This window comes from Turicimonas muris (assembly GCF_002221595.1).
In the GTDB taxonomy this organism is placed as follows: domain Bacteria; phylum Pseudomonadota; class Gammaproteobacteria; order Burkholderiales; family Burkholderiaceae_F; genus Turicimonas; species Turicimonas muris.
On record NZ_NHMP01000008.1, the window covers coordinates 66764 to 87478 of the forward strand.

Annotated in this window: 16 protein-coding genes; 8 read left to right on the forward strand and 8 right to left on the reverse strand. The window is 46.9% G+C overall.

Annotation, left to right across the window (positions count from 1 at the left end):
* Positions 1-130 precede the first annotated feature (130 nt).
* Positions 131-1384 (reverse strand): glycerate kinase type-2 family protein, encoded by a 1254-nt coding sequence (locus tag ADH67_RS10835; RefSeq protein WP_201415727.1) that lies wholly within the window; start codon positions 1382-1384, stop codon positions 131-133.
* A gap of 28 nt (positions 1385-1412) precedes the next feature.
* Complete coding sequence (uvrA, locus tag ADH67_RS10840) at positions 1413-4256, reverse strand: excinuclease ABC subunit UvrA (protein ID WP_066594138.1); 2844 nt, start codon at positions 4254-4256, stop codon at positions 1413-1415.
* Between the two features lie 183 nt (positions 4257-4439).
* On the opposite strand from uvrA, the gene ADH67_RS10845 reads away from it, so the two are divergent.
* Positions 4440-5009 carry a single-stranded DNA-binding protein gene (locus ADH67_RS10845; protein WP_066594139.1) on the forward strand — a complete coding sequence of 190 codons (570 nt, stop codon included), beginning with the start codon at positions 4440-4442 and terminating at the stop codon, positions 5007-5009.
* 31 nt (positions 5010-5040) lie between these two features.
* Here ADH67_RS10845 and ADH67_RS10850 read toward each other — a convergent pair whose 3' ends face one another.
* The gene (locus ADH67_RS10850; protein ID WP_084081525.1) at positions 5041-6021 is read right to left on the reverse strand and encodes a DMT family transporter; all 981 of its coding nucleotides are present in this window, start codon (positions 6019-6021) and stop codon (positions 5041-5043) included.
* Between the two features lie 236 nt (positions 6022-6257).
* On the opposite strand from ADH67_RS10850, the gene ADH67_RS10860 reads away from it, so the two are divergent.
* From ADH67_RS10860 to ADH67_RS10875, 4 genes are read left to right on the forward strand one after another with little or no spacing between them, the layout of a single operon-like run.
* Positions 6258-7748: an FAD-dependent oxidoreductase gene (locus ADH67_RS10860; protein ID WP_066594142.1), complete on the forward strand. Its 1491-nt coding sequence runs from the start codon at positions 6258-6260 to the stop codon at positions 7746-7748.
* A gap of 53 nt (positions 7749-7801) precedes the next feature.
* Positions 7802-8140, forward strand: coding sequence for a cytochrome c3 family protein (locus ADH67_RS10865; RefSeq protein ID WP_066594143.1), 339 nt, complete (start codon positions 7802-7804; stop codon positions 8138-8140).
* Between the two features lie 9 nt (positions 8141-8149).
* Positions 8150-9919 carry a sensor histidine kinase gene (locus ADH67_RS10870; RefSeq protein ID WP_066594145.1) on the forward strand — a complete coding sequence of 590 codons (1770 nt, stop codon included), beginning with the start codon at positions 8150-8152 and terminating at the stop codon, positions 9917-9919.
* Entirely contained in the window at positions 9916-10533 is a 618-nt protein-coding gene (locus ADH67_RS10875) for a response regulator transcription factor (protein ID WP_066594146.1), read from the forward strand. The genes ADH67_RS10870 and ADH67_RS10875 overlap by 4 nt, the downstream gene beginning before the upstream one ends.
* Before the next feature lie 5 nt (positions 10534-10538).
* On the opposite strand, the gene ADH67_RS10880 is transcribed toward ADH67_RS10875, so the two are convergent.
* From ADH67_RS10880 to ADH67_RS10900, 5 genes are all read right to left on the reverse strand, one after another.
* Positions 10539-11744 (reverse strand): ABC transporter permease, encoded by a 1206-nt coding sequence (locus ADH67_RS10880; protein ID WP_066594148.1) that lies wholly within the window; start codon positions 11742-11744, stop codon positions 10539-10541.
* Complete coding sequence (locus ADH67_RS10885; RefSeq protein ID WP_066595923.1) at positions 11741-12448, reverse strand: ABC transporter ATP-binding protein; 708 nt, start codon at positions 12446-12448, stop codon at positions 11741-11743. The genes ADH67_RS10880 and ADH67_RS10885 overlap by 4 nt, the downstream gene beginning before the upstream one ends.
* On the reverse strand, positions 12448-13734 hold the full coding sequence (locus ADH67_RS10890; protein ID WP_066594150.1) for an efflux RND transporter periplasmic adaptor subunit: 1287 nt from the start codon (positions 13732-13734) through the stop codon (positions 12448-12450). Before ADH67_RS10890 ends, ADH67_RS10885 begins: the two co-directional genes overlap by 1 nt.
* Positions 13721-15133 carry an efflux transporter outer membrane subunit gene (locus ADH67_RS10895; protein WP_236578564.1) on the reverse strand — a complete coding sequence of 471 codons (1413 nt, stop codon included), beginning with the start codon at positions 15131-15133 and terminating at the stop codon, positions 13721-13723. The genes ADH67_RS10890 and ADH67_RS10895 overlap by 14 nt, the downstream gene beginning before the upstream one ends.
* Positions 15134-15326: 193 nt before the next feature.
* Entirely contained in the window at positions 15327-16169 is an 843-nt protein-coding gene (locus ADH67_RS10900) for an inositol monophosphatase family protein (RefSeq protein WP_066594151.1), read from the reverse strand.
* Positions 16170-16291: 122 nt separating this feature from the next.
* Here ADH67_RS10900 and fusA point away from each other — a divergent pair, with 122 nt between their 5' ends.
* The 3 genes from fusA to aspS all read left to right on the forward strand — a co-directional run bounded on the left by fusA (position 16292) and on the right by aspS (position 20655).
* Complete coding sequence (gene fusA, locus ADH67_RS10905) at positions 16292-18343, forward strand: elongation factor G (protein ID WP_066594153.1); 2052 nt, start codon at positions 16292-16294, stop codon at positions 18341-18343.
* 144 nt (positions 18344-18487) lie between these two features.
* A complete protein-coding gene (locus tag ADH67_RS10910) occupies positions 18488-18730 on the forward strand; it encodes an FmdB family zinc ribbon protein (RefSeq protein ID WP_066595928.1) in 243 nt (80 codons plus the stop codon).
* A 131-nt stretch (positions 18731-18861) separates the two neighbouring features.
* Complete coding sequence (gene aspS, locus ADH67_RS10915) at positions 18862-20655, forward strand: aspartate--tRNA ligase (RefSeq protein ID WP_066594155.1); 1794 nt, start codon at positions 18862-18864, stop codon at positions 20653-20655.
* The last annotated feature ends 60 nt before the right edge of the window (positions 20656-20715 follow it).

Consider the following 20715-nt stretch of genomic DNA (forward strand, 5'->3'; position numbering starts at 1 on the left):
GCGGCGGCCTCCTTTGGATCAAAAATAGTATGTTTTGAAGGTAGTAACTAACCAAGTTTCGACATTATAAGTTGTCAAACCAGCTTACAAAGACGACTCAACCTTCCTTACGGAAGGTTGGTGGTAATTCTTAGGGGATCAGGATCGCACGATAATCATTGATATTTGTTCGAGTCGGACCGGTATCCAGAGAATCTCCCAGCAATCGGAAGAATTCGTGTGCATTATGTTCTTTCAAAAATACTTCCGGGTCCAGGTTCATCTCTTTAGCCCTCTTCATAGTGTCGGGCCTGAGCATTGCGCCGGCAGATTCACCGTTACCGTCCACACCGTCCGTATCAGCAGCTATCGCGTAAATAGAATCTACTTGAAGCTCTTGGGCTAATGCTAAGAGGAATTCAGAGCAGGGTCCGCCCTTGCCGATTCTTCCTTTGTCCAAGGTAACGGTACATTCACCGCCTGAAAGAAGGACAACCGGTTTTCTACGAGGCTTGGAGTACTCAAGACGAACCTTACGAGAAACTTGCAGAGCCACTGATCTGGCTTCGCCCGTAATATCGTCGCCGATAATAACCGGACGCATCCCGTTTTCTTTGAAGAAGGCAGCTGCAGCTTGAAGACCTTTGAAGGAATTAGCAACGATCTTGTTCTTTACGCTGCGCATTCTCACATCACCGATCTTCGGTGTTTCTTCAATTGCACCGCGAGCACCGTTGCGCAAATGTTCGAGAATTGCCTTAGGTGTATCTACTCTGGCTTGGCTCAGGTACCACAATGCATCCGCATAAGTGGAGAAGTCTTCTGAACAGGGACCGGAAGCGATATCGGAAGGATTATCGCCCACAACGTCAGAGATAATTAGAGAAAGAACTTCGGCGCCGCGAGCTCGAGCCGCAAGAGCCAGTCTTCCGCCTTTAACCTGGGAGACGTGCTTGCGAACGGCATTAATATGATCAATTGATGTTCCGGCGCGAAGAAGATCTTCAGTCACTTTACGGATATCTTCGATTGTGACGCCTTCCACCGGAAGAGAGAGAAGAGAAGAGCCGCCACCTGAAATCAAGGCGAGAAGCAAATCGCCTTCTTTCAATTTATCAACCTGCTGCATCATCTCTTGAGTTGCCTTCAGGTTGGACTGATCAGGAATGGGGTGAGCTGCCTCCAATACCTTAATCTTCTTGGTCTTTTCACCGTGGCCGTAGCGTGTAATTACAACACCGCTTAGATCTTTTTCAGGCCATGTTTCCTCAACGGCAGCCGCCATACTGGCAGCAGCTTTGCCTGCGCCGACAACTACCACGTCCCCTTCAAAACCAACGGGAACGTGCGGAGGCACGACCTTATGTGGGTCTGCCGCATCAATCGCAGCATAAAATGAATCCATTAACAGCTGCTCGAATTTATCTTTGCTCTTATTCAAGGGAACCTCTTCTTTTTGTCAAGTTTCCTAGATATTTACCTGTTCGGCTAGAGGGGTTTTCGCTTATTGTTTCCGGGGCGCCGACAGCGACCACCTGACCGCCATCCGCTCCACCGCCCGGGCCTATGTCAATCACCCAGTCAGCTTCTCTAACCACTTCCAAGTTATGCTCAATAATTAGTAAAGTATTACCTGCTTTCTTTAATTTTTCAAGTACCGCTAATAACATGTCCACATCTTTAAAGTGCAAACCTGTCGTCGGTTCATCCAAAATATAAAGAGTCTTGCCGGTTGATCTCTTGGCTAGTTCTAATGCTAGCTTAATTCGTTGTGCTTCTCCACCCGACAAAGTCGTAGCGCTTTGGCCTAGTTTGATATAGCCGAGGCCGACCTCCTGCAGGGTTTGAAGTTTTTTATAAATAACAGGAACGGCAGCAAAAAACTCAGCCGCCTGATCAACTGTTAAATCTAATACTTGGGCGATATTAAGCCCTTTGTACAGAACCTCTAACGTTTCACGGTTATATCGCATTCCGTGGCAGTGATCGCAAGGCACGTACATATCAGGAAGGAAGTTCATTTCGACTTTAACCAGCCCTTCTCCTTCACATGCTTCGCATCGTCCGCCCTTCACGTTGAAAGAAAAGCGTGCCGAACCATACCCTCTTTCTCTGGCTATCGGCGTTTCCGCAAACAAATCTCTGATCGGACCGAAAATACCGCAGTATGTCGCCGGATTAGATCTAGGCGTCTTTCCAATAGGATCTTGATCGACGTGAATGACTTTATCGAAATTTTCCAATCCTTCGATTTTTTCAAAAGGCTGGGGCGTCTTTTTCGCACGGTTTAAGACATTTGCCGCATACGCATAAAGCGTCTCATTGACCAACGTAGATTTACCGGACCCGGACACACCGGTAACCACCGTCATCAAGCCGACCGGAATGCTGACATCAACGTTTTTAAGATTATTGCCCGAAGCTCCGTAAATTTTGATGAAATCTTTTCCCGGCTTGGTCTTCTTCAAAGTACGAATCTTTAATTCGCCCGTCAAATATTTCCCTGTAAGCGAATTCGGATTCTTTTCCACTTCTTTCGGAGTTCCTTGTGCGATTACTTCACCGCCAAGTCTTCCGGCCCCGGGCCCCATGTCAACGATGTAATCTGCCTCACGAATGGTATCCTCATCATGCTCAACGACAATAACGGAATTTCCCAAGTCTCTGAGTCCTTTCAGAGTAGCAATCAGCCTGTCGTTATCGCATTGGTGAAGACCGATCGAAGGCTCATCTAAAACATACATCACACCGGAAAGCTGAGAACCGACTTGGCTGGCTAAACGGATACGCTGAGACTCTCCGCCGGAAAGCGTTGCAGCAGGACGACTCAATGTTAAATATTCGAGCCCGACGTTATTTAAAAACCCAAGCCTGCTAATTATTTCTTGTATCAGCTTTCCGCCGATTTCTGCTCTTGCCCCTGACAAAGAGAGTTTTTTGAAGTATTCGAGAGCTTCTTTTAAAGATAAGCTTGTTATTTGAGAAATTGTTCTCTGCTGTTGACCCTCTCCGATTCGAACATTCGAAGAAGCCACATTAAGCCGCGAACCGCAGCAAGCAGAACACGGTCTGAGAGTTCGGTATTTTCCGAGCTCCTTTTTTAATGCTTCATTTGAGGCTCCGTCAAATCTTCTCTTCGTAATCGGAATAACACCTTCAAAGAGCTGGTTCCTTTGGATTTCTCTTCCCTCTCCGTCTTTGAATACGACCGGGATTTCTTCTTTACCGGAGCCGTACAAAATAATATCTTGCTGCTGTTTAGAGAGGCGGTTCCACGGCTCTGTCAGAGGAATATTAAATTTAACGGCTACCGCTTCCAGCAACTGATAGTTATATGGGTTGAGCATCCCCCAGCCGTCGATCGCTCCATCTTTCAGCGACAAATCCGGAAGAGAAATAAATTTTTCCGCATCGAATTCTTCGGCTTCCCCGAGTCCCCCGCAAACTTCACAAGCTCCGGCCGGACTATTGAAAGAGAACATGTTGGGTTCTAACCGATCCATCGTAAAGCCGCAATCCGGGCAAGCGAACTTGTTTGAAAAACGTTCGGTTTGCCCCGATTCCAAGTCCTCGATAAGAACCATGCCGTCACCGATAAGCAAAGACGTTTCAATGGACTCGGCCAATCTCTGACGAATATCGGGGCGCATTTTAAGACGATCTACAACGACATTGAGCTGATGGTTTTCATCATCGTCGAGTGCAGGCAAATCCGGAACCGTGCAGACATTTCCGTCTATCTGAAAACGGGTAAAGCCTCTGCTTTGGAGGTCTTCCGTTTTATGTCGGATAACTTTTGAAGAGGCACGGCAAACCGGTGCGACTATCATGAGTTTGGAGCCGTCCTCCTTAAACTCAATAATTCTGTCTACGATTTCGCTTACGCTTGAAGCGTGCAGCGCCGTTCCGTGAGTCGGGCAGTGAGGAACCCCCACTCTTGCAAACAGCAGTCTCAAATAATCGTAGATTTCTGTAATAGTACCGACCGTTGAACGCGGACTTCTATTTGTACTTTTTTGCTCGATAGAAATTGCCGGAGAAAGCCCTTCAATGTGATCTACATCGGGCTTTTCCATTTGTTCCAAGAATTGACGGGCATACGTAGACAAACTTTCCACATACCTTCTCTGTCCTTCGGCATATAACGTATCAAATGCCAAAGAACTCTTACCGGATCCGGAAAGTCCTGTAATGACTACCAGTTTGCCTCTTGGCAGGGACAAGTCCACATTTTTCAGATTGTGGGTTCGTGCCCCTTGTATAACAATCTCTTTCATGATTTTTTTCTGCGATTTGCAACTATACATTTTTTATGAAAAATTTTCATTTTCCTCACCCCTCTCGACAAGCTCAAAAAGACATAAATAGGCGTGAGAGGCGATTAAACTCGCTGTTCTCAGAGTTAATTTTTTCGACTCTGTTAAAATGTTTTGATCTGTAGAAATTTTCAAGGAAAGCCAATGGCGTCTCTTAATAAAGTACTTATCATCGGCAATTTAGGCCGTGATCCTGAGACCCGCTTCGCAACGGAAGGGGGCTTGCAAATTACGACGATTAACGTTGCCACTTCCCGCTCTTACCGCAGCCAGGCATCAGGCCAACTGGTAGAAGAGACGGAATGGCACCGCATCGTTTTCTTCGGAAAGCAGGCAGAAACCATTCAAAAATATCTTAGAAAGGGCTCTGCCGTTTACGTTGAAGGAAGATTGAGAACACGCAAATGGGAAAAAGACGGCGTTACTCACTATGCCACAGAAATCATGGGTGAGAATTTCCAATTCTTAGATCGCAGATCCGACTCCGGCGCCTCTTCTTATCCGGCAGACTCTTACAGCTCCGAACCCGCTTTTAATTCTCAGCAGTACGGAGCTCGCCAAGCACCGGCTCAAGGTTTTGAAAAACCGGTTTCGCAGGCTCCGGCTTATCAACAACCCGCCTACAACCGCCCGGCTCAACAGGCACCGGCTGCTCCGCAACCTGCTCCGAACGCAGATCCTTTCGGAGGAGATGACGAAGACATTCCGTTCTAATTCAAAAGAGAAGGTCTCATTAGCCGTCTTTTTAGGCGGCTTTTCTTTTGCCTATCTTTTTCTGTCCGGTTCCTATCGAAAGAATAACCACATTGGCAAGGACCATAGCAATACCCAAACATTCCGCCAAACCAAGTTTTAAGCCCATAAAGGCAACACCGAATATAAAAGCGGATAATGGTTCTAAGCACACCACCAAACCAACGATAACCGGCGACAAATATTTCAAACTTTCCAGATAAAGCCAAAAGGCTGCGACGGTTCCGAAAACCACAATGAACAAGAAGGCAGAAAGTCCGGCAAGATTAAACGTAAAGAGGGCATCCCACGGCCTCGTAATGGAAAATCCAACGATCCCGCCGAACAACAAACCCCAACTGACTACAGGGATAACTCCCCACTTATCAATAAGGGTCTTCGGCTGGATAGAGTAAACCGTAGAAAGTCCAACACAGAGCAAACCCCAGAATACCGCCTGCCAGTTCAAGTCAAAAGTAAGAAAATTACCCTTGGAAACCAGTAAAAGCACTCCGAAAAAGGCCAACGTGCAGCAAAACAATTCTTTTTGAGTAAAACTTTTCTTGCCCCGCAAAACCAAGTAAAAACCTGCTGCTAAGGGCACTAAAGCTAAAAAAATTGCTCCGGTACCTGCATTGGAATGGTAAATAGAAAAGAAAAACGTTAGGTGACCGCCTAGTATCTCCAGCCCGCTTAGCGCAATCCCAAGTAATGCAGCTCGGGAAGAAAAAGGTGCCATTAACACTTTTCTTGCGACCACAAAGTTAATAGCCACCAGTAGGAATCCGGCAGCCAAAAGCCGCAGTCCAACCAGTTCCAAGGGCTGGATAGAGGAATTTTCGAAGAGATATTGAACGGACACGCCCATTCCTCCCCAAAATACGGAGGCTAAGGAGGCCAATGCAATACCGAAAAAAGCACCTCGTGACTTTTGAGGTGCCAGAGTGTTATTTATATCTTGTGCTGCAACTGCAGCCGTTGTTGTCTTTTCCATATCCGAGATTCTCGTACAAAAAAGCACATCTTTGAGAAGTTTCTCCTTAGTTGGACTGGATTACCAGGAGTCTTGCTCACGCATGAGCATTAGAAAAAACACCGAGAATAAGGTCAAATTTCAGACTTTTTATGAACTATTTGAAGAATTCTTGATCTATCTCAAACTACGTACGTATGAAAATGCGGAAACTTCTCCTTGTCAACAAAAGATAACCTCAAACCAAGGAGAAAAAGATGACACAAGTCAAAAGACGCTCTTTCCTTAAATGCGGTCTCGCCGGCACAGCTGCCACTGCTGCCTCTTTATTGCCGATGGCTGCTCATGCACAGAGTGCCGAAGCTAAACAGAATCAAGACTACGACGTGATCGTAGTTGGCTGCGGTTGTGCCGGAATGGCAGCTGCTATTGAAGCCGCTGACAAAGGCGCCAAAGTCGCTATTTTCGAAAAGATGTCTCGTCCTGCCGGAAACACAATCTTTGCCGGTGGTCACTTCAATGCAACTAATACGTACGTCCAAAAACAGCAAAATATGAAGGACACCTTGGACGACTTCTACAAAGATATGATGATCGTTTCTCAGCAGCGCGGCGACCAAGCTTTAACACGTCAGTACTGCGAAATGTCAGGAAGTGCTATTCAATGGCTGACTGACACTTGCGGCATCAAATGGAAACCAATCGTCGAAGAAGTCTTCCCGGGCAGAAACAGAGGCCACGTTGTTGACGGCAAATTGAAACCGGGCGGAGCACAGCTTTCCAAACAGATGCTTGACACCGTCAAAGCCAAGAAGATTCCGGTATTTTTCGAAAGCAAAGTCATTTCTCTTCTGAACGATCCTGCCTTGCGCGTAACAGGCGTAAGAGTAGTCGATGAAGACGGAGAAGTTACCGATTACGCAGCCAAAGGCGGCGTCATTCTCTGTACCGGCGGCTTCCACGCCAACAAAGAAATGGTCTGCAGATATATGGGCGGCGATGTTGCATGGATGCCGATCCGCGGCTCCAACGTTTTGCAAGGCGAGAACATCACTCTGACTCAGCATCTGTTTCCGAAGTATGTCAACATGAACCAGTTCCACGCCGGCCCGATCCATGGACCAACAAGAGCAAATCCTTCCACAATGGTTAACTATGGAATCTTGGTCAAAAATGACGGCACTCGTTTCTTAGACGAAGTTGAAACGTATGTTTCCGTTGCTCAAAAGATGCCGAAGATCATTCCTGAAAACTGGGCCTTTATTATCATCGACAGCCAAGTCGTTGACATTCCAACCGTTAAGACACGTATTGACAGATACAAACGTGCCAAAGCTCCTATCTATGAAGGTGCCACAGTTGCCGAGATGGCAGAAAAAGCCGGCCTTCCGGTGGACACCGTTGTCAATGTAGTTAAAGAATATAACGATGCAGTTAAAGCCGGTAAAGCTGCTACTTTGACACCTCCGAATACTTTGGAAAAACCACGTTTAATCGAAAAAGGTCCGTTCATGGCATTTCCATTCCAAGGCGGTATGACAGCAACATTCGGTGGTCCGAAGATTACAGCTAAATCTGAAGTCCTCAACACTGAAGACAAACCGATTCCCGGCTTGTATGCAGCAGGCAATGCTATCGGCGGTATTTTCTACTCCGACTACATTGTTGGTTCTCAGCTTACAGCTGCCGTAATCTGGGGCCGCATCGCCGGCGAAGAAGCCGCAAAACGCGCAAACGGTAAGGCTTAGTTCTCCTGCAAGCTCCTCCAAAATGGAGGAGCTATCTAATCCATTAGCTCACCATGAAGAAATTTTTATTTTTATTACTTCTCGCCTTTGGTTTTACGGCAGTTTATGCCGCAGAAGATGCTCTTCTAACGGCCCACACTTCCAAAGGAATTCAGTGCGCGGCTTGCCACCAAGAAGTTCCTCCGGCTAAAAGAGTAAAAACGGCAAAATGCCAAAGCTGTCATGGAAGTTATGAACAGCTTGCCGAACGCACAAAGAATATGCAGCCGAATAACGTCCATGCAAACCATCTAGGTGATCTCGAGTGTAAGGCTTGCCACGGAGTTCACAAACAGCAAAAATTGGAATGTAACGAATGTCATCAATTTAAATTCAGCATGCCAGCCTCTTAGAAATTGACTTTGAAGAAAACTGTTCTTGCCGCATTCTTGATCATGGTTCCGCTTGTTTGCCTTGCGGAGCCTCTTCGTATGGGTATTTCCTCACGAGTACCTAATACCAACGAAGAATTTCTGCAAACCACCATTCAAACTTTGAAGAACAAGTTTGGTCCTGATAACGTCAAAGTCACCTATTACTCGTTAAAAGGACTTGAAGAAGCCGTTAAGGCAGGCCAAGTTGACTTCATGCAGTCAAGCGCAGGGATGTACAGACGCTTGCTTCCCGAAGGCGTCCGTGATCTAGTAGCCCTGTCCTCGCCTCGCTACCCGGATCCCAACCAGAGCGAGGGGACAGCTTTTGTGACAAGAGCAGACAGAACGGATCTTCAAACGGTCAAGGACTTAAAAGGAAAAATTCTGGCAGCGAACTCTCCGACGGGGTTTTCGGGTTACCACATCGGAATGCACGAGATTTCCAAAAAAGGCTACGATCCTGAAAAATTCTTCTCAAAGCAGATATTTGTCGGAGAAGAACATCGAATGAAACACGTTCTCGAAGCGTTGAAAAACGGGACAGCCGACGTAGGTTTTCTCAGACTCTGCTATTTCGAAGATATGCTTGAAAAAGCAGGCTACAAAAAAGAGGATTTCAAAATTATCGGAGACCGTAAGTCAAACCGTTTAGCTTGCTCACACTCCACATCTCTCTATCCTTCGTGGACGATTTCTATCACTCCCAAAATCTCTCCTGCACAAGCACGCGAGCTGCTTCAAACGCTGCTGGCGATTCCTCCAAGCAGTAATGGTGTCCGTTGGAGCCCTGCCTCTGACTATCATTCTGTCGACACCCTTCTAAAAGATCTTAAGCTCGGACCTTGGGCTTATCTACGTGAATGGACGTTAAAGCGATTCCTTAACGAGTATTGGCCTTGGATTATGCTGCTTTTCGTCTGCATAACAGGCTTAATTGCACACGTTATCCGCTGTGAACGACTGATTAAAATCAAAACGGTGCAACTGTCGAAAGCGCATAAAAAACATACAAAGGTTCTTCACCAAGCTGAGGAAGCAAACTCTCGCCTTGAAAGTTTACAAAAGATGGGAGCAGTAGGTCTGATGTCCGGGATGCTCGCTCATGAAATACGCCAACCAATAGCTTCGATTCAATTGTACGGAAGAGGAATTCAGCGGATTATCGACGGAGGAGTTGGTGCGATTAAGGCCAATGCAGAAGATATTCAAAATGCGGTCTATCTTATTGATCAACAGTGCAGCAAGATAAACGCTATTGTCGAAAAAGTTAGAAGTTACTCGAAATCTAAAAGCAGCCGAAACCAAGTTCTTAATTTAAAAACGGTAGTCCAAGAATCCATTCTGAACTTCCGAACCAGCCGAAAGAACCAAGTTGACATCCGGTTAAAAGGACCATCTTCCATCCTAGTTTCCGGAGATAAGCTTGAACTGGAACTGGTTCTGGTCAACCTTCTTAGAAACTCTCTTGAAGCCCAAAATACAGACTCGATACTCCCAATAGATATATCAATTTCCACTGAAAAAGGTCTAGCTTTAATCACGATTTCCGATCAAGCAAAGGCCATGAGCCAAGAAGAAATTTGGAAAATAGAAAAGCCACTAAATTCTTCTAAAGCAAAAGGCTTAGGATTAGGACTTCCGATAGTTAAAAGCATTATTGAGGCCCACGGGGGTAAAATAACATTCAGACCAAATATCCCAAAGGGACTGATTGTAGAAATCCAGATTCCTTGCCTTGGAGAGGAAGGAGAAGAATGAAGAAGCCGGCACAACCGCTGATAAGAATTGTTGACGATGACGATGATCTTCGTAATGCGTTATCTTTTCTGCTGAAAGCTCAGGGCTGGAGAGTAGCGGCTTATTCTTCTGCAAAAGATTTTCTCGTCCAGGACGCTCCGTCCGTTCCCGGCTGTTTAATTTTGGATATTCGGATGCCCGACATGACCGGTCTCGAGCTTCAAAGAGAAATGAGCGAAAGAGAGTACCGCCTTCCGATTATTTTTCTCTCTGCACATGGCAGCATCGACACAGCAGTAAATACGCTGCATGCTGGTGCTGTGGATTTTTTGGAAAAGCCTGTCAGCGAAGAAAAACTTTTGAAGTCAATCGGACGCGCTATCAAAATTGACAAATTAAAAAACGGAGCTTCTCTGGAACCGACGGAAATTAAAGAAAAACTCAGAACTCTTACACCGAGAGAAATTGAAATCGCTGACCTAATTGCCAAAGGTCTGCTTAACCGAGAAGTAGCCGAAATAACGGGCATCAGCATTCGTACAGTAGAAACTCACCGCAGCAGAATTTTTCATAAACTTGGAATTAAGGACATCAGCGAACTTATTCAATTCGCTGATCTCCTTCCTGAAATCTAAACCTCTTATTCGTGTCTAACCGCTTCAATCGGGTCGAGCTTTGCTGCTCTTCTGGCCGGGAAATAACCAAAAAGAACTCCAATAAACGCAGCAAACCCAAATGCCAGTAAATTAATCGCCGGACTGAATACGAAGGGGACTTGCATATAGGAAGTCAATGCGATAGAAGCGACCAACGCAAGCACAATTCCAATTAATCCGCCTAAACAAGCCAACATAATGGATTCAATCAAGAATTGGAGAAGCACTTCTCTTTCCATCGCGCCGATGGCCAATCGCACACCAATCTCGCGAGTACGCTCCGTTACGCTGACGAGCATAATATTCATAATCCCGATGCCGCCAACCAAAAGACTGACGGCAGCCACGGCCCCAAGCAGCATCGTCATTACCTGACTAGTCTTGGAAATAGTTTCAATGAGCTCAGAGGTGTCTAACACGTTAAAGTTGTCTGCATCGCCCGAGGACAAAGAACGTCTTTCTCTTAGAAGCAGTCTTACGCCCTCTTTCACGCGTTCGATATCACTCTGAGGCTCAATTGCTACTGTTATCAACGGCACACGGACATTTCCGCTCAAACGTCTTTGGAAAGTATTTAAGGGGATGATGACAATATCGTCTTTATCCTGACCGAATCCGCTTTGTCCTTTAGCATCCAACAGTCCGACTACCTGGCAAGAGAACCCTTTAATGCGAACAAGCTTTCCAAGAACGGATTGATTGTCAAAGAGTTCTTTTTGCAATGTCTGACCAATTACGCATACAGCACTTCCGGCCCGCACCTCAGCCGGTTCAAAAAATCTGCCCTCTTTCAAAGTCAGATTGTTCACATCAAAGTACGAATTGGTAGACCCTACGACGGTGGTCAGCCAGTTTTTTCCATTGGCAACGACAACGGTTGAATTACTTCTGGAAGGAGCGACCGCACGAATACCGGCAATTTGCTGTGAAATGGCTTCTGCATCTGCTTCTTTAAAAGACGGAGCTCCGATGGATTGGCCTGGACCCATTCTTTGTCCCGGACGGATCATCAAAGTGTCCGAGCCTAGAGATGCGATTTGATCGCGAACCTGCTGAGTAGCTCCATTACCGACCGTGACCATCGTAATAACGGCCGCCACGCCAATCACAATACCCAACACCGTCAGCATTGAGCGAAGAGGATTGCGGAAAATTTGTCTCAGAGCTAGTAATAAAGCGTTGCCAATCATGTGAACTCCTCCGCAGAATCGGAAGCCAAGCGTCCGTCACGAAAGTGAACTTTTCGTTTGGCGTACTCGGCCATATCCGGCTCATGGGTAACCAACGCGACGGTAATTTTCTCTTCTTCATTAAGTTGCTGAAGAAGTTCCATAATTTCTACACTTCGATGAGAGTCCAAACTTCCCGTCGGTTCGTCGGCCAAAAGAAGTTTCGGCCTTGTCACAATAGCTCGTGCGATTGCAACGCGCTGCTGCTGACCTCCGGATAATTCAGCGGGCGTATGATCTTTCCATGGCGTCAATCCTACTTTTTCGAGAGCTTCCATGGCTCGCTCATGACGCACCTTTGCCGGTTCTCCGCGGTAGAGAAGAGGAAGTTCAACATTCTCCAAGGCACTTGTGCGGGCAAGCAAATTGAATCCTTGGAACACAAATCCCAAGTATTTTCTTCTTAAAAGGGCGCGTTGGTCACGCGAGAAATGCTCTACGTGATAACCGTTGAATAGATATTGACCGCAAGTCGGAGTATCCAAAGCTCCAATGAGATTCATACAAGTTGATTTTCCCGAACCGCTCGGTCCCATGATAGCTACAAACTCACCGTCGTATATTTTTAAATTTACGTCTTGGAGGGCATTGAACGCAGTTTCTCCCGAACCGTAGCGTTTCCCTATACCTCTAAGCTCGACTAAAGGCGTTTCGTTTCGAGGCATCATGCACCTCTGCGTTGATCGATAATAATTTCCTGTCCGGGTTTCAAATCTCCCTCTAGAACTTGCGTGACCTTTCCGTCGCTCACACCGATAGTCAGAGGCAGTTCCGTAGGTTCTCCATTTTTAATCACATAGACGGTAGCTGGTTTACTGGTAACGGAGGAACTGGAAACCGTTCCGGCCGTTTTCTGTTTTCTGTTGTGCATAGGAGGCCCGAACATGCTCATTGTAGGGGCTTTGTTTTCAGTCTTTGTGACCGGTTTAAACCTAAGAGCGGTATTCGGCACCAGCAGGCCGTCTTTAATCGCAACTGTTTGGATATTTGCAGTTGCGGTCATACCCGGTCTCAGCATCAAGTCCGAATTTTTGACCGACAGATAGGTCACATAGGTAACAACGTTATCCGTCTTAGTTGATCCGAAGGCAACCTTGGTAATGTCTGCAGGGAACTTTTTGTCCGGATAGGCACTGACCGTGAAATAGGCTCTCTGTCCCGGTTTAACAACTCCCACGTCTGCTTCATCGACATTTACTTGAAGTTCCAAGTCTTTCATGTCGGTTGCGATTGTCAGAAGTTCTACTGCCTGCAAACTTGCTGCAACGGCATAACCGTTCTCAACCTTTCTTGTGAGAACTATCCCGTCGATAGGAGACTTAATCTGTGTTTTGGAGAGATCCGACTGTGCTGACTTTAAGGCCTCTTCACTGTCAATAATTTTTGCCTCGGCACTCTGAACCGAGGCCTCTGCTCTCGCCACTATGGCAACCTGACTGTCAATTTCGGTCTTACTCGGGCTCTTTCCGCCGGAAAGTCTTCTGACCTCATTTAAACGAGCAAGTTTTGCCTGTGCCTCTTTCAAAGTTGCCTTAGCCTCGGCTAAAGCCGCTTTTGACAACTCCAAGTTAGCTTTAGCGCGCTCTACGGAAGCTTTCAGCTTAGTATCATCCAGTTCAATCAAAACGTCGCCGGCCTTTACGTGATCATTGACGTCAACGGCTACATTTCTAACAATGCCTGAGAGTTCACTGCCGATACTGACTGTCCTTACCGGCTGAATAGTCCCGTTGGCCGAAACCTCAACGGAAAGATTTCCTTTTTCTGCTTTCGCAGTTACGTAAGACACTTTCGAGGATTTGGAATCTTGGTACCATGTCCATCCCCCGTAGGCTCCTCCCGCCAGGACAGCCAAAATAAGCCAAGTAGACAGTCTCTTATAGACCGGTTTTTTAACTGAATCTCCGAGAAGAGATGTTATATCTTTCTTATCATTTTTATTTTCTGACATCGTTTTCTTCCTTCTGGTTCAAAGAACTTTTCCATCCGCCGCCAAGTGCGTTATACAGGTCGATAAAAGACAAGGAGAGGTTAGCCTCCGTCTGGGCCAATTGCTCCTCGACAGTCAACAGTGTCCTTTGTGTAGTAAGAACAACCGTAAAATCCTGCAGCCCGGCCTGGTAATTCTGTCTGGCATTCGTTGCGGCCCGTTTAGCGGATTCCACCGCCACTTGCAGAGACTTGATCCGCTGTTGGACCGCCCAGATGTCATTTAATGCATCTTCTATTTCCTGGATACCCGTGAGCAAAGCTGCTTCATACCTGGCATTAGCAGCCTGGACCTGAGCATCTCGCTGCTCAACTTGTGCCCGGAGTGCCCCGGCATTAAAAATCGGTAAATTGATAGAACCCAAGATCGAAGAATTATGAGTCCCGGGGTCTCCCAACATTCCAACCGTCACTCCTGCCAACCCCAAACTTCCGTTAATGGTTAAGCTTGGGAATAAAGCGGACCTTGCCGATGTATGACGAGCCATTGCGGCCATGACGTCTGCCTCAGCGGCCCTAACATCCGGACGATGTCTCAAAGTATCGGCTGGAATACTTAGACTGAGATTATTAGGCGGAACCGGAATCTGCTTTACGGGAAGAATTCCGATGCTCTCCGGTTTTTGACTTGTCAGCTTCGCCAAAAGGTTTCGGTTTCTTACAACATTGGCTTTATGAGAAGGGATACTGGCACGGGTCTGCTCTAAAGAGGTGCGCGCCTGATCAACGTCTGTAGAATCTACAAGACCTGAGCGGTATCTCCAATCAGCAATATCCAAAGCCTCTTTCTGAGTTTTTAGATTCTGCTCGGCCACGGAGACTTGCCTTTGGGCTAGACGAAGATTGACATAGGCTGCGGCAACTTGAGCGGCAATCGCTGTTTGAACATCTCCTAAAGAAGCATCCGCAGACATCAGATCTGCTTTACTCGCCAAATAATCTGCATAGTTTCCACCGGCATCGATAGTCCAGCTTCCGTTCACTCCGATTGAAAAGCTGTTAGCGCCTGTACGTTTGGAGTGACTGCGTCCGCCCGATCCGGTTCCGTTAACTTTAGGAACTAAATTTGATCCGCTTACCGTCAAGCCAGCCATGGCATATCTCAGATTAGCTTGAGCCTCTTTGACGGAGGTATTGGCCGACATCGCACGGGAAATCAAATCCGAAAGCTCTGCTTCTTCCCAAGAACTCCACCAATCGGCCGTATCTTGAGAAAGATGCGGATTTAATGCAGGAGCATTCCATTGGGAAGGAATGACGGATTTTTGCTCAGGGCTCATTTCGAAATCAGGAGTAGTCACACATCCTGTCAACAAAGCGGCTAAGCATGCGGCTGAAAGTAGATAAATCCTGGGCATCATAGGTTTCTTCTAATCTAATTCCTGAAATGATTTTCTCAACTAAATCCGAATCAGTAAGAAACCAAGTTTTTCACATTGAAAATAGTTGTTTCCTATGCAACGCATTTTTACTATTGAAAATCAAAGGAAAAATGCTTCTTATCCCAGGTTGAGAAAAGAAGCAGAGAGCAATTTTGAAGTCAACACCAACTGGCTAGCCGTTCTTATTGTTTAGAACGTCTAAGACCTTGTCAATCAAACCCGGATTAGATGCCACGGCAGAGAGCTCTTTAAGAGGATTTCCTCCGCTTGTACTGCAAATTACACCCTTAGCTCCTTCGATAACAGGGACAACCGCTGCTACATCCCAATAATTCAATTCATTGTCCAGCATGATATCGGCTCCGCCGGTAGCTACGGCGAAATAACCGAAGCAGTCGCCCCAGGTCCGATAAAGTTTTACTTGGTCAATAAGGTCTTGAATCACTTTGGTTCCGTGCTGCTCGGGAGTGGTCCAGTGAGAACTAGTGAGCAATGTGGCCTGGCTAAGGTCCGTGGTGTTTCTCACTTCGCAGGAAATTTCTTGATTATCGGACAAATGCAGAACCGTTTTTTTGCCATCTCCGATAAGCCAAGCTCCGACTTGCGGATGTGAAATAACGCCGATCAAAGGTTTAAAACCATCGCCGTTATCTTTTTCCAGTGCAATCAATGTTCCGAACTGAAAAGCATTTGTGATGAAGTTCTTAGTTCCGTCAATAGGGTCCAAAATCCAGCGGTAATGAGGAAAATCTCCAACCGGTTCTTTAATTCCGAATTCTTCCCCGTAAATTCCATGATGCGGATACTCCTGCTCGAGCCACTCTCTCATCACCTTCTCTGCTCTGCGGTCCGCGGCAGTAACCGGTGTGTGATCGCTCTTCTCTAAAACCGCGATGCCGCATAAAAATCTCGGCAAGATTTCTTTATTAGCAAGGCTAATAAGCTGTCTGAAAGATGGTTCGAATTTCTGGAATTCTTCGGGAGAACAATCTCCGCAGTAGGTCTTTTTTTGCATTGCACTCGACTCCTATTGAGAGAGATTTAAAAAATTTTAAAAATACCTCTCGACAAACGTTGAGTCATGGTACACAATCCAAAGATAATTTTTAGCATTTTCATAAATATTAGGGAGTAATTATGCCCATCTTCTCAACCGAAAATCTTCGAACAGTTGCATTACTTGGTCATGGCGGCTCAGGCAAAACCACGTTGGCAGAAGGCATTCTTGCCAAGAGCGGAATGATCATTACATGCGGCTCTGTCGAAAGAGGAACGACAGTATGCGATTCTGACCCACTTGAAAAAGCCGTTCAGCACTCCTTGAGAGCAGCCTGCACACACTTCGAAGCCGATAAAGAAGATGGGACTGAAGTCCGCGTTCATATGATTGATACCCCGGGATACCCTGACTTCGTCGGGCAGGCTCTCGGCTCTCTCGATGCTGTCAAAACAGCAGCCATTGTTGTTGACGCCACAGCCGGCATCCAGCTCATGACACGCAGAATGATGGACTGGGCAAAAGAACGCAATCTCAACAGAATCCTTATCGTCAACAAAATTGATGCAGAACACGTCGATCTTCCGAAACTCATCGAAGAATTGAAGGAAGCCTTCGGTAATGAAGTTATGCCGATTAACCTTCCGGCTAACAACGGAGCACGCGTTATCGACTGCTTTGCTAAAGATCACGGCGAAGCGGATTTCCTCAGCGTTGAAGAAGTACACCGTCAATTCATCGAACAGGTTGTTGAAGTAGATGATGAGGCCATGGAAAAATATTTGGAAGAAGGCAATGCAGATCCTTCTACTCTTCACGGCCCATTGACTCAAGCACTTCGTGAAGGCCACATCATTCCAATCTGCTTCGTTTCCGGCAAGACAGGCGCCGGTGTTGACGATCTGATTAACGTTATGGTCCGCCATCTCCCGAACCCTGCTGAAAGTAACGATCCGTTGTTCACAGATGCTGAAGGCAACGACATCAAGTTAATTCCTGATCCGGAACTTCCATTGGTTGCTCATGTATTCAAAGTTGTTAACGACCCGTACATCGGCAAAGTCGGCGTATTCAGAATTCATCAGGGCACAATGCGCCGTGATGATTTGCTCTTCGTAGGCGACAACAAGAAAGCTATCAAGGTTTCTCACCCGATGATTCTTCAGGGTAAGGAAACTACAGAAGTCCGCGAACTGGTTCCGGGCGATATCGGCGTTATTTCCAAGATCGATGAATTGGTTTTCGACAGCGTCATTCATGCCTCTCATGATCACGACAATATCCGCATGAAACCGCTAAGCTTCCCGAAACCGATGTATGGCTTGGCAATTGCCCCGGCACGCCGCGGCGATGAAGGCAGATTGTCTGACATTCTTAACAAGATGCTCTCCGAAGACCCAACATTGGAACTCGAGCACGATACTACCTTGAATGAAACCGTTCTTCGCGGTATTAGCGCACAGCACTTGAAGAGCGTTCTCGAAAGAATGGCCGCTCAGTTCAAACTCGAAGTCAACACACGCACGCCGCGCATTCCATACCGTGAAACTATTGCACAAGGTGCGGAAGGCCACGCTCGTCATAAGAAACAAACCGGCGGTGCAGGTCAGTTCGGTGAAGTTTATCTGCGCATCGAACCGAAAGAAAGAGGAACAGGCTTTGAATTCGTTGATGAAGTCAAAGGCGGTGCTATTCCTTATAACTTCATTCCAGCCGTTGAAAAGGGTGTTCGTGAAGCTTTAACTTCCGGCTATGTCGCCGGCTACCCGGTTCACGATGTCCGCGTTGTCGTCTATGACGGTAAGAGCCACCCAGTTGACTCCAAGGAAGTTGCTTTCGTTTCTGCCGGCCGCAAAGCTATGCTTGATGCCATTGCAAAAGCTAAACCGACTCTTCTTGAACCAATCGTCGATATTGAAATCGTTGCTCCCGACAGCGCCATCGGCGACATCACCGGTGACTTGGCAAGCAGACGCGGTCAGGTTACAGGCACAGCCAACATGGCAGGCGGCATGATGATTATTTCCGGCGTTGTTCCTTTGGCAGAGCTCGACGGCTATGCAGCACGCTTGAATGCCATCACTCAAGGCGCAGGCAGCTACTCCATGGAACTTTCCGGATACGCTCCGGTTCCAGTCCAGAAACAGATGGAATTGGCTGCGAACTTCCAGCGTAAGGATGAAGACGACTAATCTTTGATTAGTTAACTCTCATTTTGAAGAAGAGCCGCAGACGATGCGGCTTTTCTTTTTGCTCAAAACATTCTGAGGTTTTCAATAGCAGTGCTTTCAAAAAACTATAATGCTTTCCCTTTGAGACTTAATCATTTTTTTGAAATGCCAATTTACGCTTACAAGTGTTCTAACTGCGGATATACAAAAGACGCACTGCAAAAAATGTCTGACGATCCGCTGACTCATTGTCCGCATTGCGGGAAAGAAACATTGGTCAAGCAGCTCTCTGCTCCCGGATTCGAACTGAAGGGCAAAGGTTGGTATGCGACTGATTTCAAGGGAGGCTCTTCCGCCGCTCTTCCCGCTTCACATGCAAACGAAAACAAATCCTCTGAAAGCAAGTAGTTATTCCTAAGAAGTGCTCCCGAAAAATAACCTGAGCCGAATTTGGAACTTAACTATCAGTTAATTTAGAATATGTCGGATTGACACTATAAAGACTCCTTAATAGGGGTCTAATTTTTGCGGAGTACTTCATGCGCACAGAATATGCAGGCCTTATTGATGACAAGTTCATCGGTAAAACCGTAACCCTGTACGGTTGGGCCCATCGTCGCCGCGACCACGGCGGTGTTATCTTTATCGACCTTCGCGACAGAGAAGGTCTTGTTCAGGTGGTTTGTGATCCGGACCGTCCCGACGTGTTTGAAACGGCTGACAAAGTCCGTAATGAATATGTTATTGAAGTGAAAGGTCTTGTCAGACCGCGTCCTGAAGGCACTCGTAATGACAATCTGATTTCCGGCGGCGTTGAAGTGCTTGCTCAAGAAATGAAGATTTTGAATCCTTCAGCCACACCTCCGTTCCTTTTAGACGACGAAAACCTCTCCGAAACAACTCGTTTAACCTACCGTGTTTTGGACTTGAGACGTCTTCCAATGCAGCGCAACATGAAACTGCGCTACAAAGCAGCCATGGCTTTCCGCCGTCATTTGGACGAACTCGGATTCATCGACATCGAAACTCCGATGCTGACAAAGAGCACACCGGAAGGTGCCCGCGACTACTTGGTTCCATCTCGTGTTCACGACGGCCACTTCTACGCTTTGCCACAGTCTCCTCAGCTCTTCAAGCAGATGCTGATGTGCGCAGGCTTTGACAGATACTATCAAATCGTTAAGTGCTTCCGTGACGAAGATTTACGTGCCGACAGACAGCCTGAATTCACACAGGTTGATATCGAAACCAGCTTCCTTAACGAGCAGGAAATCCGCGACATTATGGAAAATTTGGTTCGTCACGTATTCAAAGAAACCATTAATGTTGACTTAGTTGATCCGTTCCCGATCATGGTTTATGCAGACGCCATGAACAAGTACGGTTCCGACAAACCTGACTTGAGAGTCAAGCTCCAGCTCACAGAGCTCACAGACTTGATGACCAACGTTGACTTCAAGGTATTCAAATCCGCTACAGAATTGTCTGACGGCCGTGTCATGGCTTTGAGAGTTCCGCAAGGTGCTCAGATGCCGCGCAGCGAAATCGACTCCTACACAGACTTTGTCAAGATTTACGGCGCCAAAGGCTTGGCCTACATTAAGGTCAACGAAAAAGCCAAGGGCAGAGACGGTCTCCAGAGCCCGATCGTCAAGAACTTGAGCGATGAAGTTCTTACTGAGATTCTCAACAGAACCGGTGCTGAAGACGGCGACGTTATTTTCTTCGGTGCTGACCGTAAGAAGATCGTCTTCGACTCTCTCGGTGCTCTGCGCCTGAAGATCGGTCACAGCGACTTCGGTAAATCTCACGGTTTGTTCGAAGAAGGCTGGAAACCTCTTTGGGTCATCGACTTCCCGATGTTCGAATTCGATGAAGAAGAAGATCGTTGGGTTGCTTGCCACCATCCGTTCACAAGCCCGAAAGACGGCCATGAAGACGAATTGGTTACCGATCCTGAACATTGCTTAGCCAAAGCCTACGATATGGTTCTTAACGGCTGGGAAATCGGCGGCGGTTCTATCCGTATCCACAAGGCAGACGTCCAGAGCAAAGTCTTCAATGCATTGAAGATTGGTCCGGAAGAAGCCAGACAGAAGTTCGGCTTCCTGCTTGACGCTCTCCAGTTCGGTGCTCCTCCGCACGGCGGTATCGCTTTCGGTCTCGACCGTATCGTTACCATGATGACCGGTGCAGACTCCATCCGCGACGTCATCGCCTTCCCGAAGACACAGCGTGCGCAGTGCTTGCTCACACAAGCTCCTTCTCCGGTTGATGAAAAGCAGCTCAGAGAACTTCATATTCGTCTTCGCAACGAACACAAGCACGATTAATTTCTGATTAGCTTCTGCACAAAACGCGGCTTCGGCCGCGTTTTTGTTTAGTTAAGACAT

Excerpts from the sequence above, each read along its gene's own strand:
- ADH67_RS10845 (WP_066594139.1), top strand. The coding sequence starts at position 4,440 with ATGGCGTCTCTTAATAAAGTACTTATCATCGGCAATTTAGGCCGTGAT.
- uvrA (WP_066594138.1), bottom strand. The coding sequence starts at position 4,256 with ATGAAAGAGATTGTTATACAAGGGGCACGAACCCACAATCTGAAAAAT.
- ADH67_RS10850 (WP_084081525.1), bottom strand. The coding sequence starts at position 6,021 with ATGGAAAAGACAACAACGGCTGCAGTTGCAGCACAAGATATAAATAAC.
- ADH67_RS10895 (WP_236578564.1), bottom strand. The coding sequence starts at position 15,133 with ATGATGCCCAGGATTTATCTACTTTCAGCCGCATGCTTAGCCGCTTTG.
- ADH67_RS10865 (WP_066594143.1), top strand. The coding sequence starts at position 7,802 with ATGAAGAAATTTTTATTTTTATTACTTCTCGCCTTTGGTTTTACGGCA.
- ADH67_RS10860 (WP_066594142.1), top strand. The coding sequence starts at position 6,258 with ATGACACAAGTCAAAAGACGCTCTTTCCTTAAATGCGGTCTCGCCGGC.
- fusA (WP_066594153.1), top strand. The coding sequence starts at position 16,292 with ATGCCCATCTTCTCAACCGAAAATCTTCGAACAGTTGCATTACTTGGT.
- ADH67_RS10910 (WP_066595928.1), top strand. The coding sequence starts at position 18,488 with ATGCCAATTTACGCTTACAAGTGTTCTAACTGCGGATATACAAAAGAC.
- aspS (WP_066594155.1), top strand. The coding sequence starts at position 18,862 with ATGCGCACAGAATATGCAGGCCTTATTGATGACAAGTTCATCGGTAAA.
- ADH67_RS10900 (WP_066594151.1), bottom strand. The coding sequence starts at position 16,169 with ATGCAAAAAAAGACCTACTGCGGAGATTGTTCTCCCGAAGAATTCCAG.
- ADH67_RS10875 (WP_066594146.1), top strand. The coding sequence starts at position 9,916 with ATGAAGAAGCCGGCACAACCGCTGATAAGAATTGTTGACGATGACGAT.
- ADH67_RS10890 (WP_066594150.1), bottom strand. The coding sequence starts at position 13,734 with ATGTCAGAAAATAAAAATGATAAGAAAGATATAACATCTCTTCTCGGA.
- ADH67_RS10835 (WP_201415727.1), bottom strand. The coding sequence starts at position 1,384 with ATGGATTCATTTTATGCTGCGATTGATGCGGCAGACCCACATAAGGTC.
- ADH67_RS10880 (WP_066594148.1), bottom strand. The coding sequence starts at position 11,744 with ATGATTGGCAACGCTTTATTACTAGCTCTGAGACAAATTTTCCGCAAT.
- ADH67_RS10885 (WP_066595923.1), bottom strand. The coding sequence starts at position 12,448 with ATGCCTCGAAACGAAACGCCTTTAGTCGAGCTTAGAGGTATAGGGAAA.